The sequence below is a fragment of the Bacillus sp. AFS018417 genome (assembly GCF_002560985.1).
GTDB classification, from domain to species: domain Bacteria; phylum Bacillota; class Bacilli; order Bacillales; family Bacillaceae_G; genus Bacillus_A; species Bacillus_A rhizoplanae.
The window spans coordinates 43,602-60,061 of record NZ_NTTM01000026.1 but is presented as its reverse complement, the minus strand read 5'-3'; the positions used below and the strand labels follow the sequence as shown (position 1 = coordinate 60,061).

Below are 16,460 nucleotides of genomic sequence, written 5' to 3'. Positions count from 1 at the left end.
TGTTTCAGTTTGCCTTTGGCACAACCTAATTTCCCAATATTTAATTGGCATTTTGTCTTTGGTAATTTTAAAAAGGTATGATGTTTAATGACACAGTCTTGGTTTGTATACAGCACCTCTTTTTCCACAGAACGAATATATTTGGGAATTCTCGGTTTTCCTGTATATTTGTTTGGATTTTGTTGATAATCTCGTAAGCTTGCAAAAAAGGAATGCCAGTTTTGAAATACAGTTTTCATGATGGATTGACTGGATTGTGCAGGTAAAGAACGATAATCTTTTTGAAGCATAGCTTTAAACAAGGCATCTAAAAAATAATAATCTACATGAGGATTTTCTTTCGTAGGTTTGAAAAACAAATTGCATTTGATTTCTTTCTGTTTTTCTTTCGGTTTTATCTTCTCTTTTGCTAATTTCTTTCGATAGGCAAGAAGCTGCGTATCATTCATCTTTTCGATATATTGATCTATAATATCCAACACTTCTTTTTGTAGGGGCTGTAACTCTTTTTCTTGTGTCAATCCTGTATACACCTGACGTATATAAAAGTTGGTCGTATTGTACATATTCTTGGCATTCTGACAAGATTCTTGAAAGTAAGCATACATACGATGTCCTTTTTTAATCCAAATTTGAAATGTTTGATAGTTGAATTGTTGTTCCTGATTCTTTTTCATCTTTTCACCTCCTTCTTAAGAAGATTATACCAAGAAGGAACATACGTTTCTATAATTTTCTGAAAATAAGATGCACTTTTTCGATTCACCTCGCCACCTTCACGTACGTTTAGAGGTGGGAGTCCTCTCGAAAGGTATGATAGAAAAACTGATGCAGAGGTGACGATGAAAAAATCGTCACTATTTTTTTGCTTTGTTCCCCATATTCTCGCAACATACGCTTCAAAAATATATGCCAAAATCAAAAAGATTATTGTATAGTTTAAATATTAAATCACCTAGGAAGAACTATGCAGCAATTAGTGATGTTACGTAATCACTTTCGAGAAAAAGATACTAACTTTGTTTCTATTTTATTACTAAAGGGGGATTAGACATGGCACAACAACAATTGAAACGCGAATTGCAACCGCGTCATATCAGGCTTATGGCAATAGGTGGGATGATTGGGACAGGAATTTTCAAAGGAAGTGCAGATACAATTTCAGCTGCAGGACCCGGCATCGTTTTTTCTTATTTATTTGCAGGATTTCTTCTTCTCATTGTTATGAGTGCAATAGCAGAAATGGCTATTGCTTATCCTGGTCTAAACATTCAAGGGATGATTCAAAAAGCTTTCGGTTCTCGTTTCGCCTTTGTCATTGGTTGGCTCTACTGGGTCGACTGGATTTTAGTTATTATTGTTGAGGTTTTGGCAGGGGGGAGCTTTTTACAATATTGGATTCCATCCGCTCCTTTATGGCTGCTTAGTCTAGCATGTACTGCGCTTCTTCTTCTTATCAATTTGTTTAGCGTCAAACTTTACGGTGAAATAGAGTTTTGGCTTGCGAGTTTCAAAATTATTACTCTTGTTTTATTTATTTTGCTTGGTTTTGCCTTGTTATTTGGCTTCATTCCAAATCATGAAGCAGCATATTTTACAAACTATACAAGTCATGGCGGATTCTTTCCAAAAGGATTGGGAAGTATTTTTACAGCACTCTTAATAGTTGTCTTTTCTTTCGGAGGTTCAGAATTAATCGGATTAACTGTAACAGAAACGAAAAACGTGGAACAGACGCTTCCTAAAGTAATAAAAGGGGTTATGTTCCGAGTGGTTTTATTTTACACATTACCTATTCTCATCATCACTGGACTTATCCCTTGGGACGAAGTAGGAAAGCAAGGCAGTCCTTTCGTACAGGTTTTCTCTGCAACTGGATTACAAGGTGTAGCACATATTATGAACTTCATTTTATTGACCGCTGTGTTGTCGGCTGCCAATTCAGGAATGTATGCTACTTCTCGCATTTTGTACTCTCTGGCACAAAATAACGAAGCTCCTGCTCTATTTTCTCGTCTTACTAAGCGCGGTGTTCCTATCTGGGGAGTTCTTGTCAGTTGCACTGGTTTATTAATTGGAGCTTTTATCGCGTTCCTTACACCAGAGCATGTTTTTGGCTATTTGATGTCTATCCCGGGCTTTACTGTTTTGCTCATTTGGACTAGCATTTGCCTCGCGCAATTCAAGTTGCGTAAACAGTATCCTAAAATGCCGTATTTTCGCGTGTGGTTCTTTCCATACAGCACCTTGTTTGCAGCAGCTGCCTTGGCAATTATTTTTATTTTCTTCTTGTTCAATGCAGGCAATATAATTAACTCTATTGTATGCGTAAGTATTCTTATCCTTTTATCTGGCCTATCTATTTTGGTTGGTAGAAAGGAATCGAAATAAAGATCTTCAGCTTAAAAAGGCCGTGTGAAGCGGCTTTTTTTTTGTCTTAGCATTTCCGTTTTATTAAAAAAACTTCTGCGAGACTTTAACAGAATGCATATTCCACACATGATTAGTTCATATAACATGTTTGCAAAAAATTTCAGATGATTAATAGTAATTATGGAAAAATAATTCTTCACATAACGACCGAAAAAAATTGAAAAATCTAAAAAATTAGATTATTATTTAATTAAGGTTGATTTTTCGACAAATAAAGTCAAATGTTTACAAAGAACGAGAAGTTTTGTGGTTGTATTTTTCATTCTATATCTTTGATTCCAAAGAAAATAAGGAGGAATGATTATGCCAAAAAAAACCCGTAAATTACTCAGTAAATCATTTAAAGAATTAGTGCAAGAAAATAAACAAATGATACTTAATGATAAACAAGAATTGGAACGAATTGAACAACGAATTGAACAACGTCATATAAATAAAAAACCAGCCTCATAATGGCTGGTTTTTTCATTTATCCTGCTATTCGCGGGCAGTAAGACCCCCACCTCAAGATTCAGAGAGAAGCAAAGAAGATAGGGGGGATAACTGCCCGTAAAAGCCCGATTGGTTCAACTAACCGTCAGTGGGGGATGAAGCCCCCCACTGATGGAAGTTTCACTTTATTAAAAAAAGCTTCTGCAAGACTTTAGCAGAATGCATATTCCATACATGATTAGTTAACATGAAATTTTTTGGAAAAATCCCCAGATAATTAATGGTAACTTGGGAAAAAAATTTTCACATAACGTTCAAATAAATAACGTTTGAAAAATTAAAAGTTATATTATTATTTAGGTAAGTCGAACTTTTCGACAAATTAAGACATTTTTTTACAAAGAGCGAGAAATTTTGTGGTTGTATTTTTCATTCTGCATCTTTGATTCCAAAGAAAATAAGGAGGAATGATTATGACAAGAAGGCACCGTAAATTACTCAGTAAATCATTTAAAGAATTAGTGCAAGAAAATAAACAAAAGATACTTAATGATAAACAAGAATTGGAAAGAATTGAACAACGAATTGAACAACGTTATATAATTACAAAACCAGCCTCATAATGGCTGGTTTTTTCTTTCACTGAAATACTTGAGGGAACTGCTTTACTATTCCTTCAGTAAGCGCATCCGCCATTTCTAAGGCTTCCTTCTCAATTTTGTCATACAATTGCGCACTTGATTGATAATCTTTCTTTAGCATGGATACTGCCTCAGCTTTAGTTAATGCTAGATGCTCATAAAATATTTTTCTGAATTTTTCTTTAGGTATATGAGGATTTATGCTGCCTATGAATTCAACAATTTGGTCTGCATTGGCGTACCATTTTTTCTCTGCGATTGAGGCAGCGTTTTGATCGCCGGCCTTTGCTGCCTTGACAAGGTCTGCGGCGATTACTAAGTGGTCTTTTATCAAATTACTATATTTTGTAGCTGCATTTTGACCGTAGAAAGGTTTGAGTAAATTACCCATATCTGGAGCGTTTTTAAGGAGTCGTGTAATAGTAACGTTAACATCTGGTAAATTAAAAATAATGCTAATGATGGCCAGCCTTGTCCAAGCGACATGCTGTTCCCATAGTGAGCGCATATAGCTTTTTAAATCAACTTCATTTTTACTGATACGGTAATTTCTTGCCATTGAAAACGCAGATTGTGGATCCCAACTTACATAAGGTATATCATATGTGAAATAATTGGATTGCCAATAAGGGTACATAATGATTACACTCCTTTGAACATATATACTTCACGATATGATAAACGTCATTCTTAAGTTCTGTGTCCAAATGTTTTTATCTTCTATAACGATTTCTTCATTCTTCTTACGTTTGTATAAAGTCATCTTCCGAAATAACTGTAAAGCCATGTCGTCTAAATAGTGCAGTTGTAACGCCGTACCCATTTTGTTTTTGTCCGTTAAACTCTCCTGTATAAATGACGGAACTTCCGCAAGATGGACTGCGTTCTTTCAGAATAATATACTCAGGATTTAAATCTTTTATTTGATGTAATGCTTCATAGGCCCCAGCAATAAAGATTTCCGTCACATCATTTCCGTTTTGGTCTATTACTTTTGCAGTTCCGTTCAATACATCGTCACCGTTTCCACCGACAATTTCGGCAGGTGTACGAGGTGTTGGCAATCCGCCTAATACCTCCGGACAAATAAGAATCGTTTCTTCTTTTTCTAGCAGTTCTTGAATCTTTGTAACGAGATTATCATTTCCGTCATAGCGACAAGCAATTCCAGCTAAGCATGCACTGATTACGATCATGTTTTCACCTCAGTTTGATGGATTTACTTTCATCATACAACAAAATCTTTCGCCACTTTTCTGTTTTTCCTCTTATTTATACAGTGAAAGACTACCCATGAATAGTGGGATAAACAGGGGGATAAGCATGAGTAAATTATATACATTAATGAAAGAATATAGCGAGTTTCAAAGTAAAGAAGAGTTTAATACATATCAACAGCAAATTTTGACGCGGTATCAAGCTCATATGAATAAAACAGATTTTCTCGTAATCTGTTTGTTAGGAAGGTATGCGATAAACGAAAAGCAAAAAACGGTTGGTGTTGCATGTCCATTAATGGAAACAATTGCAGTGAAAATAGGGAAGAGTGTACGGACTGTACGCCGTTCGATTGCAAAACTTGAACAGCTTAGGATTATTAAGCGTGTGTTTACGAAAGAGAGGTATAAGCGCGGGGGATATAGTGCGAATTTGTATGTGTTTCGTAAACAGACAGTTGACCGCATGAGTGACCGTATGCAAATGACCGCATGTGAAAATGGCGAGAGTGCAGGAGAGTGTAAGAAGGAGCAGTTGAATGAGGAAACGGAAACTATTGTTTATGAAAACAATTTAAAGATACAACAGAAAATAAAAGCGTATGATATGGACGAAACGTATTGCCGTCATGATATTCCAGTGCGATTTGTAGATGCGATTTCACCAATGTCTCGTCATCCACAAACAATTAATTTTACCTGGAGTAAAGTGGAACTCGCTTATAAAAAGAGCGGTTTATTTGAGCTAGGGTTGTTGTGGGAACAGATTATGAAGCATGATGATATACAAATGCAAATCATTAGGCGGACAAAAAGCGTTGTAAGGGCGTATAAGTACGGTGAGATTCGCAAAGATTTTGGTGCACTTTTATATGGTACGATGCAGGCATTATTTTTAGATATCGCATTAGAGTGGGGGGCGGCAGTGAGAAGGAACAGCGGGATTGTTTTATATAATCCATTTGAAAGTGTAAAAAGAAAAGAGTCATGCTTATGAAGCATAACTCTCTACTTTTAATCAAATTTTCGCACAGTCGGAACGCGAATGGCGATAAATAATACAAACAGAATGACAGCAATTGCACCGCTTTTCATAATCGTGACAATTGGTATCCCGGCAGCTAGTGCAAGTGAGGTAAGGGCATACGAAATAGGGATAAAGCCCATCGATGATAACATGAGTAAGCTCATGACTCGGCCCATCATTTCTTCTTTCACAGTTGATTGAATCATGGCCATTAACGGTACGATGGCCATTGCGATTGAAATACCGTAAAAGCAGCCTGCCAGAACTGCTTGCCAAAGTGTTGTACTAAAGTTAATAGATAAGAAGAAAATACCAGATAGCAGCATCATAATAATGCAAAATAAACCGCGTCGCCGATTAATATTTCGCAGCCCGACGATAACTGCACCAATGGCCATTCCCCCGCCAACAGCAGCTTCTAAGTAGCTAAAGTGGAGCGAGTCGCCGTGCAGTACATCTTTAATGAACAGCGGAAAACCGACTTGCATCGGTCCAATTAAAAATAAATTCAAAAAGGCGCTGCAAATAAGAAACGTTGATAAAAATGATGATTCTTTCACATAAAGGATGCCTTCTTTAATAGAAGTGAACATGCCTTTGTTTGGATTTGTTTCTTCTTGCACTGTACTTGTGTGAATTTTTTGGATGAGTATGGCAGCAATAAGTAATAATAAAATCGCTATCGTAAAAATTGTTTCATAATTACTGAATTTAATTAGTATTCCGCCAAGGACAGGACCAAGAATAACAGATGCTTGGTTTGTCATTTGCGTGAGTGAATTTGCTTGTGTAAGGCGATGCTTCTCTACGAGATCCGGTAAGATAGAGCCATCAGCTGACCAGAAAAAGGCATCAGCTAAACCAAAGAAGAGCGCAAAGAAAGCAAATGTGTATAATGTGACGTGCCCAACGATGAACCAAATGAGAATGACTGTTACAAGAAGCGCGCGCACAATATTAGAATAAAACATGATGTTTTTTTTCTGGAATTTGTCTGCAACGGCTCCGCCGATAATCATAAAGATTAGGCGCGGAACACTAAGGGCAACAAATACAATTCCAAGTGATGCTTCTAAGTTTAATGTCTTTGCTATGTACCACGTTTGCGAAAACGTAAAAAATGCTAAGGCAAAGCTTGAACATAGGGTAGCGCCCCAAAGAAAGAGGAAGTTTGTATTTTTTAATAAAGGCGTTCCCATTTCTTTTACAGCAAGTTTACTTTTATGTAATTCCTCCATATGAATCCCTTTCTGTCATATGTCTTTTTATCTTTGTTAACAGTTTCTAATTTTTCTATACAGATACTTTTCCATTGTATTCAAAAAAGCAGAATTTGCCCAGCGGATTTTTGAAGCATAAAAATAAGAAGGTGCCGAGGCATCTTCTTATTTTACACTTTAAACTAACGCAATATAAATATCAACTTGTGCATTATTTGGATCGAAAGTTCGTTTATCCTACATTAACGGGCAGTAAGGCTCCCACCTCAAGATTGAGAGAAAGCAAAGAAGAATGGTTGATAGTAACTACTCCTATGTCTAATTTAAGGATAATTATGGTGAAGATAAGTAACTAAGTCAATACAGTAATAGTACAAGTGTGTATATTTGGTAGTAATTGACCATAATTACTTGTAAGAGGTGATTCATGTATGGAACAAAAAATAATATGTTTTAGTGCTTGTAGTTCAGAAGCTTATAAAAATTTTCAAGAATCCGTTGAGCAACCAGTATCAGTTAATCAATTGGGCAAAAATATTAAAGTAGCTATTCAAGAAGTTGATAGTTCTTTAGATTCTGTATCGATATGGGCTATGCGCTACAGCCCTAAAAATCAAAAGCTTTGGGAGAAAATTGATGAAGGCGATATTGCCCTTTTTTATGGAAATAGGAAATTTATTTCGTACGGTAAAATTATTAAAACGTTAATGTGTGAACAGACAGCAAAAAATATTTTTGGTGATACTATTTACAAGTTACTTATCATAATGGAAAAAAATAAAGCTGTAGATCAAAAAAGAGATAAGCTTTGGAATACATTTAAGTACTCTGAAATAGCTCGTATTCAAGGTATGATGATCCCAAATATAAAAGTGCAAAATGAACTTTTACAACTTCACAACAATAATATAAGTAGTTTATTAAATGACTTATTAGAAATAAAAGATAATGTAGGTTGATATTAAACTGTTCCATTAATAGACACTTCGAAAAAAGTTGATTAATTTTTCGAATGATTCTTTTGATTGATTAAGTACCTAATTATTTTGATATTTGCTCAAATTTCATATAGGTATTTACCGTATTTTGGAATTTATATCTTTTATGATTGTTTTTTTATAATAACAGCTTGATTTGCATAAGTCGTTTAGAGGTCATCACAAATATAGCATATCGCCTAAAACATAAAATACTGAATCCCACANNTGTGGGATTCAGTATTTTATTGTGATTTGTCGCACTGTTATTGTATGTTAAAATAGTTTAGCCCATGAATTATCCGTTTGACAAATTATGAGGTGATTATAAATGTGGAACAAAGTTTTTAAAAATATGGAATTTGAAAACCTTCACAATAATGATAGCTTTGTAGGATTGGGAGATAGTGTAGATCTACTTAAGAAGGTTAATGATAAAACGATTGATTTAATATTTGCAGATCCTCCTTACAACATCGGGAAAGATTTTGGTAATAATAAGGACAAGTGGGATAATACTCATGAATACATTAATTGGTGCAAGCAATGGATTGACGAATGTTTCCGTGTGTTAAAGGATAATGGAACATTTTATTTTATGACAGCAACACAATACATGCCTTACTTAGATGTTTATATTAGTGAAAACTACAATGTACTATCTAGAATTATTTGGACATACGATAGCTCAGGTGTTCAGTCTAAAAAAATGTTCGGTTCACTTTATGAACCCATTCTTATGGTAAATAAGGACTCTAAAGCAGCTTATACTTTTAATGCTCAAGATATTTTAGTTGAAGCAAAAACGGGTGCAAAAAGAAAACTAATTGATTATCGTAAGAATCCACCACAGCCTTATAGTACTGAAAAAGTTCCTGGGAATGTGTGGGAATTTCCGCGTGTTCGATTTAAGATGGAAGAATACGAAAATCATCCGACTCAGAAACCAGAAGCTCTTTTGGAAAGAATTATAAAAGCTTCTTCTAATCCGGGTGATATTGTTTTAGATCCATTTTCTGGTTCGTTTACTACTGCTGCGGTTGCTGTTAAGAATGGCAGAAAAGCATTGGGGTTTGAGTTCAATAAAGACTTCTATTTAATCGGTTTGAGAAGAACAGGAATAACAGAAAGATATGACGGAATTAAATTAGAAAAAGATAAGAGTCGAAAAACAACCAATAAATCTAAAAAAGACCACGTAGTTAGAGAAGGTGACATTACTTCTGAAGTGGAAGAAATAGAACACCTTGAAATGTTTTCAGGAGCTAATTTAAAAGTCCGCTAAATGCGGGTTTTTAAATCAGCTCCTTTTTGGTTTCATTAAAACTAGGTTGGCATCTTATATCAATCTATTTTTAATGAATATTTCCTTCTACTTTTCGATATTATCCAGTTCCAGCGGCTCGGCTACTCGCATATCGAGCATCGTCGAAGGGTCTTTATCCCGCATTAATGAGCAGTAAAAGCTGGAGAAGAGCGGGGAAGAAAACTGCCCGTAAAAGCCCGATCGGTTCAACTAACCATCAGTGAGAAAAGCATCACTGATGGAAGTTTCACTTTATATCATGTCGAAGCGCCGATAAATCGGCGGACACGTAAAAAAGGGACTGATCTCAAAAGGCACTTACGTGCCTTTTGGATCAGCCCTATATTAAAACATGCTAGAACTATGCATTGGTTGCAGCTTCGCATTTGGATCGAAGTACGCTTTTGCATTGTTTACTGCTGTTGGCGCTTCGCCAAATCCGCATGCAATTAGTTTTACTTTTCCTTCGTATGTACAAATATCACCAGCTGCGTAAATACCAGGGATGTTTGTTTCCATTTTAGAGTTTACAACGATGCTGTTTTTTTGGATATCTAAGCCCCAGTCTTTAATTGGACCAAGAGAAGATACGAAGCCGTAGTTTACGATGACATCATCAACATCAATGACAACTTTTTCTTCCGTTTTCACATGTTGAAGTACAACTTGTTCAATTTTCTCTTCACCGATTAGTTCAACTGGAACGTATGGTGTTTTGACTTGTGCGAGAGAGTTCATTAACGTTTCAACGCTATGCTCATGTGCGCGGAATTTATCACGACGGTGAACAATTGTTACTTCTTCTGCGATTGGCTCTAACATCATTGTCCAGTCTACCGCAGAGTCTCCGCCGCCAAACACGACAACGCGTTTGCCAGCAAATTTATTCATATCCTCAACGAAATAGTGTAAGTTTGCTTTTTCGAATTTCTCTGTATCCTCTAATTCTAAACGGCGTGGTTGGAACGCACCGTTTCCAGCTGTAATGATGACTGATTTAGAGTAGTGTGTTTCTTTATTTGTTACAAGTTTGAACACGCCATCTGCTTGTTTTTCTAACGTTTGAACAGCTTCTTCTAAACAAACAGTTGGTTCGAACTTGCTCATTTGTTCTTTTAAGTTGTTAATGAGTTCTTGTGCACGAATTTTAGGAAAACCTGCAATATCATATATGTACTTTTCAGGATATAATGCAGATAATTGACCGCCGAGTTGTGGCAAGCTTTCGATAATTTTTACGCTTGCTTGTCTCATACCTCCGTAAAAAGCTGTGAATAGTCCAGTTGGGCCTCCACCAATAATAGTGATGTCATATACTTTTTGATTTTCTGTCACTGTTTACTCCCCCTATAATTAGGAAATTTTTCGTGATTCTCCTATATACACTCGTATGTATGTTATACGGAACTTCCGTGAACGGAGTGCAAGCGCACTCAAGACAAATAATATCATATTTTATAAAAAAAAGCGTTAGAAAACGACTGAATTGTGTATACACTTCGTATAGATTTGTTAGAAAAGAAAAACTAGCCAATAAGTGAGGTATATATTACTTGGTAATTATAACCATTTGTAGTTAATTGAATAGATTTATAGATAATGATTCCACATTTGAAGGTGAGAAGACAGTAATTGTCCCTTAAATTCTGAGCAAATAAGGGAATGTGAAAAAACTTAAAAAGACCTCGTTATTTTAAAATATTGATAATTCTACAATTGCTTGAAAAGTAAAGAGAAAACGACTAATATAGGAAAGTGACTTTGTTAATTTTTTGTGACAAATTTCGTAACATTTTTCAAACTTAATTTTTTTATTTTGTCTAGATTGTGAGAAAGTCTACATTCTTAGCATTTAAATTGTTTTAGCATTATTTTTGCTATTTTTACTATCTATATAAAGAAGATTAATTTTTTTATTTTGTCTAGATTGTGAGAAAGTCTACATTCTTAGCATTTAAATTGTTTTAGCATTATTTTTTATTATTTTTTACTATCTATATAAAGAAGAGGGTTGTGATTAGGGTGAAGAAGCCAAAAATCGTAGTTCTAGGCGCAGGTTATGGCGGAATGATTACTACTGTTCGTCTGCAAAAAACATTATCTGTAAGTGAAGCTGAAATCACATTAGTAAATAACAACAGCTATCATTATCAAGCAACTTGGTTACATGAAAGTGCAGCTGGTACGTTGCATCATGATAAAGTTCGCTTAGACATCAAAGATGTAATCGACACAAACAAAGTAAACTTCGTGCAAGACACAGTTGTAGAAATTAAAGCAGCTGAAAAGCGCGTTATCTTAAAAAATGGCGAGCTAGAGTATGATTACTTAGTAATCGGTCTTGGTTTTGAATCTGAAACGTTTGGTATTAAAGGATTAAAAGAGCATGCATTCTCTATTGCTAACATTAATGCAACTCGTCAAATCCGTGAGCATATGGAGTACATGTTCTCTCTATATGCTTCAGAAAAACGTGACGAGTTAGTTACAATCGTTGTCGGCGGTGCTGGATTTACAGGTATCGAGTACGTAGGTGAACTTGCAAACCGTGTTCCTGAGCTTTGCAAAGAGTATGATGTTCCTCGCGAAAAAGCACGCATCATCTGTGTTGAGGCTGCTCCAACAGCGCTTCCTGGTTTCGATCCAGAGCTAGTTGAGTACGCTGTAAAACAATTAGAGAAAAAAGGTGTAGAATTCCGCATCGGTACAGCAATTAAAGAAGGAACTGAAGAAGGTATTCTTGTTGCAAACGGTGACGATGTAGAATTACTGAAATCTGCAACTGTAGTTTGGGCTGCAGGTGTTCGCGGTAACGGTATTGTAGAAGAGTCTGGCTTTGAAGCAATGCGCGGCCGTGTAAAAGTGGACGAGTACATGCATGCTCCAGGTCATGAAGAAGTATTCATGGTTGGTGATGCAGCGTTAATCATTAACGAAGAAATTAACCGTCCATACCCACCAACAGCACAAATTGCAATTCAACAAGGTTATAACATTGCACATAACTTAGCTGTTCTTGTTCGTGGTAAAGGCGAAATGCAGAAGTTTGTATTCGATAACAAAGGCTCTGTATGTTCATTAGGTCATGACGATGCAATGGGCGTTGTAATGGGCAAAAAATTAACTGGTTGGAAAGCTTCATTCATGAAGAAAGTAATCGACAACCGTTACCTATTCATGCTTGGCGGACCTTTATTAGTTCTTAAAAAAGGTAAGTTAAAGTTATTTTAATACGTAATGTAAAGCAGAAATGGCTGTAAGCTGTTTCTGCTTTTTTTATTTTGGTTTTACTGAATATTCTAAAATAAGTGAAGACCTTTCACAAAGAGCACACATTTCCCAACATTCTCCTTTCGAAAGCTTTATCCCGCTATTCGCGGGCAGTAAAACCCCCACTGACGGAAGTTTCACTTTATAGTATAATGAAAGAAAAGAATGAATATTCTGTTCGTTTGATTGGAAGGGGTTTGCAGTGATGAGTAAGCGAGGAAATGTGTGGCTAGCGGTAAGTGGTCTCGTTATCACAGCAGATGGAAGATGGCTGGTCGTTAAGAAAAAATATGGTGGATTAAAAGGGGAATGGTCATTGCCCGCGGGTTTTGTGAACGAAGGAGAAACAATCGATCAAGCAGTGCAGCGTGAAGTATTAGAAGAAACAGGAATTGCCACAAGTGTAAAAGGAATAATGGGTGCACGATCTGGCGTGATACGCGGTGAGATTAGTGATAATATGATTATTTTTCTTTTAGAGCCAAAAGGAGAAGACATTGTCGTTCAAGAGCGAGAATTGTATGAGGGAGCGTTCCTATTTCCAGAGGATATTGTAAATGATGAAAATGCCTCAGTGTTAATTCGTTATTTGTTAGAAGCGATGCCAGCACCGCTTTTAAAAATGGACGAGACGTTAAATCCAGGGGAACAGTTTGATTATACGGTATATAACGTTTTTGTAGGAAGAGTAGATTGATAAGTAAGAAAGGGTGAAGAAATCATGAGCATACCTGTTTTATTAATCTCAATGATGTTATTTTTAGTCTTATTTTTTGGAATTGGCTTTTTATTAAATATGATTTTACGAGCAACATGGGTGATGGTCGTTGTATATCCGCTTATTTGTGTGTTTATTATTGATAAAGTTGATTTCTTCGATTATTTTGTACAGCCGAAAGAGGCTTTCTCTTCATTAGGAACAAGTTTTCTTCATCTTGGACAAGCTGATATTATGATTTTATCAACTGGATTAGTTGGTGCTGCTTTATCTGGTGTTGTGATCAAAACATTGCGGAAAAATGGGTATCAAATGTTTTGAGGATCCTTTCTTAGAAGCTTTTTTAGAGTTGTCTAGCTTCAGCGCTTGTCATTGCTAAACAGGACACTTACGTTTTTCATGCGTATTTTCTTCATCGTTTAGGGAACAATAACGATGAAGGAGTGTGAAAAATGATAAAACGATTTAGCATTCGCATGATGATGGTTTGCTTATTTTTAGTTGCATTATGTGTAACTTGGCAAGCTGTGTCAGGAATCTCTCTTTCTGAAATGATTCATATGTATAAGAAAAATGAAGTGAAAGAAGTTCACGCAGCTGAGCAAAGTGAGCAAGCGATTCCAAGTGCCACAGTCATTCGTGCTTTAGAGAATGAAAAAGATTGGTCAAAATATCGTTCGATGGAAGTTATGGCAACAGGATATACAGCTGGCAGAGAGTCAACAGGGAAGACAAAAGGACATCCTGAGTATGGGATTACATATTCCGGTGTAAAAGTAAAACGGGACATATATTCAACAATTGCGGCTGATTTGCGCGTATTTCCGATTGGAACAATCTTGTTTATTCCTGGCTATGGCTATGGTGTTGTAGCGGATAAAGGCGGTGCTATTAAAGGAAATCGACTTGATTTATATTATGAAACCGTGCAAGATGTATACAGTCAATGGGGAAAGAAGACAGTGAATGTTTACATTGTAAAAATGGGAAATGGAAAATTTACAGAACAAGAGTTAACACTTTTAAACGAAGCGGAACCGATGCAAGTGTTTCGCGGACAATATTTAAACCAACGATAGTCTAGACGCTTATAGCGCTAGACTTTTTTTTATTCTCTTGTCATCATGAAATAGAGGGGAAAGAAAATATAGCAAAGGGAGAGCATATATGGAAGACTATCCTTTAGCGTATTATGAGTTTTTCATAAAGTATAACGAAGGCGATTATTATACGTGTCATGACTTATTAGAAGAAATGTGGCTTGAAGATCGGGGGAATTTGTTTTTAAAAGGTTTATTGCAAATGGCAGTCGCTCAGTATCATTACAGCTATGGGAATATAAAGGGAGCACGAATGATGATGGAAGTAGCGGAAGAATATTTAACTCCATATTGCCCTGTTTATTGGAATTTGAATGTTGAAAAGGTCGTACACTTTATTCAATTGTGCCGCAAAATTTTACCGAAAGAGATAAATCGAATTCCATACGAGCAAGTTCAGAATTTGCCGCAGCTCCCAGAGTTTATTTTATATATGGAAGAAGTTTGAATTGTCGCATTTTCACGAAAATAAAGCTATAATAGAAACAGAAAAAATCTGGGGGTGCTAGCATGTTTCAAGTACAAAAAAAACTAGCAAGTCATGAAGCGGTAGTTGTTGCCTTATTTGAAGATGAGGTAATGAGTAGTTTTGTAAAAGAATTAGATCAAGCGTTTGATGGACATATACAAGTGCTATTAGGCGAAAAAGAAATTTCTCCGAAGAAAAAAGTGATTTCTAAAGTACATAGCTTAGGGAAAACAAATGTAAAGCGTTACTATTTTGTCGGTCTTGGCAAAAAAGACAGATGTACAACAGAAACATTGCGCGGTGCACTTGGGAAATTAGCGAGAACGTTACACGGTGCAAAAGTAAAAAATGTCGCATTTGTATTAGATTCATTCGTCACTGAAAAAATGGACGCAATTGATGTAGCGCATATTGCAGCAGAAACTTATTTACTTGGTACATATGAGTTAGTAACATATAAAACGGATAAAAAAGAAGCGCATCAATTAGAAAGCTTTGTTGTTGTTACAGAAGAAGATCCGCAAGAGATTGAAGCAGCATTAACGGTTGGTTATGTACATGGACGTGCTACAAATTCTGCGCGTACGCTTGTGAATTTGCCGCCAAACGTATTAACGGCAACTGCTTTAGCAGACTATGCAGTTGATCTGGCAGAAAAATATGATATGGACTATAAAGTGCTTGAGAAAGAAGAGATGGAAGAGCTTGGAATGGGTGCGCTTCTGGCGGTCAACCAAGGCTCCGCAGAACCGCCAAAAATGATTGCTCTTTTATATAAAGGTAAAGAAGAGTGGACAGATGTAATCGGCTTAGTTGGTAAAGGTATTACATATGATACAGGTGGTTATTCTTTGAAACCGCGCGAAAGCATGGTTGGTATGAAAGGCGATATGGGCGGCGCAGCAGCTGTTCTTGGAGCGATGGAAATTATCGGTGAGCTTCGCCCAGAGCAAAACGTAGTTGCGATTATTCCTTCTACGGACAATATGGTGAGCGCAACTGCATTTAAACCAGATGATGTGATTACCTCAATGAGCGGTAAAACAATTGAAGTATTAAATACAGATGCAGAAGGCCGCTTAGCATTAGCTGACGGTATTACGTATGCGAAAAAGCTTGGTGCAAATTATCTTGTTGATGTTGCGACATTGACAGGCGGTATTATCGTTGCTCTTGGAAACCATACAACAGGTGCAATGACAAATAACGAAGCATTTTATGAGCAAATGTTAGAAGCAGCGATGGAAACGGATGAGCCAATTTGGCAATTACCGATTTTTGAACGTGATAAAGAGCGTGTTCGTAACAGTAAATTTGCAGATTTAAATAACTCACCAGGACGCGATGGTCATGCAATTATGGCAGGAACATTCCTTGGAGAGTTTGCAGAAGAAACACCTTGGGTGCATTTAGATATTGCAGGAACATCTGATACAAAGAGCGTACACGACTTAGGTCCAGTTGGTGGAACAGGCGCGATGGTGCGTACATTAGCAACATTTGTTGAGCGTTTTGGGGAAGAGTAAATGAGGAAAGGATTGGCAGATGCCAGTCCTTTTTTTAGATTATTGCCAATGTTTTCCCTTAGTGAACAAAGAGTTAAATGTTGTAAAAAGATAAAAAATATTTGAGGGAAGCGCTATTTTTTTC

Annotated in this window: 16 protein-coding genes and 1 pseudogene; 12 read left to right on the top strand and 5 right to left on the bottom strand. The window is 36.4% G+C overall.

The features are described 5' to 3' along the window. Nucleotides 1-677: pseudogene (locus CN326_RS12030) on the bottom strand (RNA-guided endonuclease InsQ/TnpB family protein); the annotation flags it as partial. 376 nt (nt 678-1,053) lie between these two features. Between CN326_RS12030 and CN326_RS12020 the strand changes: the two are divergent. The 3 genes from CN326_RS12020 to CN326_RS12010 all read left to right on the top strand — a co-directional run bounded on the left by CN326_RS12020 (nt 1,054) and on the right by CN326_RS12010 (nt 3,488). Continuing rightward, nucleotides 1,054-2,391 carry an amino acid permease gene (locus CN326_RS12020; RefSeq protein WP_098309269.1) on the top strand — a complete coding sequence of 446 codons (1,338 nt, stop codon included), beginning with the start codon at nt 1,054-1,056 and terminating at the stop codon, nt 2,389-2,391. Between the two features lie 339 nt (nt 2,392-2,730). Next, complete coding sequence (locus CN326_RS12015) at nt 2,731-2,886, top strand: FbpB family small basic protein (protein ID WP_098309268.1); 156 nt, start codon at nt 2,731-2,733, stop codon at nt 2,884-2,886. A gap of 452 nt (nt 2,887-3,338) precedes the next feature. Continuing rightward, a complete protein-coding gene (locus tag CN326_RS12010) occupies nt 3,339-3,488 on the top strand; it encodes an FbpB family small basic protein (RefSeq protein WP_098309267.1) in 150 nt (49 codons plus the stop codon). Nucleotides 3,489-3,504: 16 nt separating this feature from the next. Here the strand turns inward: CN326_RS12010 and CN326_RS12005 are convergent, their stop codons facing one another. Next, nucleotides 3,505-4,143, bottom strand: coding sequence for an acetylglutamate kinase (locus CN326_RS12005; RefSeq protein WP_098309266.1), 639 nt, complete (start codon nt 4,141-4,143; stop codon nt 3,505-3,507). 106 nt (nt 4,144-4,249) lie between these two features. Then, nucleotides 4,250-4,702, bottom strand: a complete 453-nt coding sequence (locus tag CN326_RS12000; protein WP_098309265.1) for a 2-thiouracil desulfurase family protein — start codon at nt 4,700-4,702, stop codon at nt 4,250-4,252. Nucleotides 4,703-4,829: 127 nt separating this feature from the next. On the opposite strand from CN326_RS12000, the gene CN326_RS11995 reads away from it, so the two are divergent. Next, nucleotides 4,830-5,720 (top strand): helix-turn-helix domain-containing protein, encoded by an 891-nt coding sequence (locus CN326_RS11995; protein ID WP_098309264.1) that lies wholly within the window; start codon nt 4,830-4,832, stop codon nt 5,718-5,720. 17 nt (nt 5,721-5,737) lie between these two features. Here the strand turns inward: CN326_RS11995 and CN326_RS11990 are convergent, their stop codons facing one another. Further along, entirely contained in the window at nt 5,738-6,988 is a 1,251-nt protein-coding gene (locus tag CN326_RS11990) for an MFS transporter (RefSeq protein ID WP_098309263.1), read from the bottom strand. 413 nt (nt 6,989-7,401) lie between these two features. Here CN326_RS11990 and CN326_RS11985 point away from each other — a divergent pair, with 413 nt between their 5' ends. Both CN326_RS11985 and yhdJ read left to right on the top strand, forming a co-directional pair. Continuing rightward, the gene (locus tag CN326_RS11985) at nt 7,402-7,929 is read left to right on the top strand and encodes a hypothetical protein (RefSeq protein ID WP_098309262.1); all 528 of its coding nucleotides are present in this window, start codon (nt 7,402-7,404) and stop codon (nt 7,927-7,929) included. A 349-nt stretch (nt 7,930-8,278) separates the two neighbouring features. Then, nucleotides 8,279-9,232 carry an adenine-specific DNA-methyltransferase gene (gene yhdJ / locus CN326_RS11980; protein WP_098309261.1) on the top strand — a complete coding sequence of 318 codons (954 nt, stop codon included), beginning with the start codon at nt 8,279-8,281 and terminating at the stop codon, nt 9,230-9,232. A gap of 366 nt (nt 9,233-9,598) precedes the next feature. On the opposite strand, the gene CN326_RS11975 is transcribed toward yhdJ, so the two are convergent. Further along, the gene (locus CN326_RS11975) at nt 9,599-10,588 is read right to left on the bottom strand and encodes an NAD(P)/FAD-dependent oxidoreductase (protein ID WP_098309260.1); all 990 of its coding nucleotides are present in this window, start codon (nt 10,586-10,588) and stop codon (nt 9,599-9,601) included. Between the two features lie 687 nt (nt 10,589-11,275). Between CN326_RS11975 and CN326_RS11970 the strand changes: the two genes are divergently transcribed. The 6 genes from CN326_RS11970 (at nt 11,276) to CN326_RS11945 (ending at nt 16,336) form a co-directional block, all read left to right on the top strand. Then, complete coding sequence (locus CN326_RS11970) at nt 11,276-12,484, top strand: NAD(P)/FAD-dependent oxidoreductase (protein WP_098309259.1); 1,209 nt, start codon at nt 11,276-11,278, stop codon at nt 12,482-12,484. A gap of 244 nt (nt 12,485-12,728) precedes the next feature. Then, nucleotides 12,729-13,220 (top strand): NUDIX hydrolase, encoded by a 492-nt coding sequence (locus CN326_RS11965; protein ID WP_098309258.1) that lies wholly within the window; start codon nt 12,729-12,731, stop codon nt 13,218-13,220. A gap of 24 nt (nt 13,221-13,244) precedes the next feature. Then, nucleotides 13,245-13,562, top strand: coding sequence for a YuiB family protein (locus tag CN326_RS11960; RefSeq protein WP_098309257.1), 318 nt, complete (start codon nt 13,245-13,247; stop codon nt 13,560-13,562). A 131-nt stretch (nt 13,563-13,693) separates the two neighbouring features. Then, entirely contained in the window at nt 13,694-14,320 is a 627-nt protein-coding gene (locus tag CN326_RS11955; protein ID WP_098309256.1) for a 3D domain-containing protein, read from the top strand. An 88-nt stretch (nt 14,321-14,408) separates the two neighbouring features. Beyond that, on the top strand, nt 14,409-14,789 hold the full coding sequence (locus tag CN326_RS11950) for a DUF309 domain-containing protein (RefSeq protein ID WP_098309255.1): 381 nt from the start codon (nt 14,409-14,411) through the stop codon (nt 14,787-14,789). Nucleotides 14,790-14,851: 62 nt separating this feature from the next. Continuing rightward, the gene (locus tag CN326_RS11945) at nt 14,852-16,336 is read left to right on the top strand and encodes a leucyl aminopeptidase (protein ID WP_098309254.1); all 1,485 of its coding nucleotides are present in this window, start codon (nt 14,852-14,854) and stop codon (nt 16,334-16,336) included. Nucleotides 16,337-16,460: the final 124 nt, after the last annotated feature.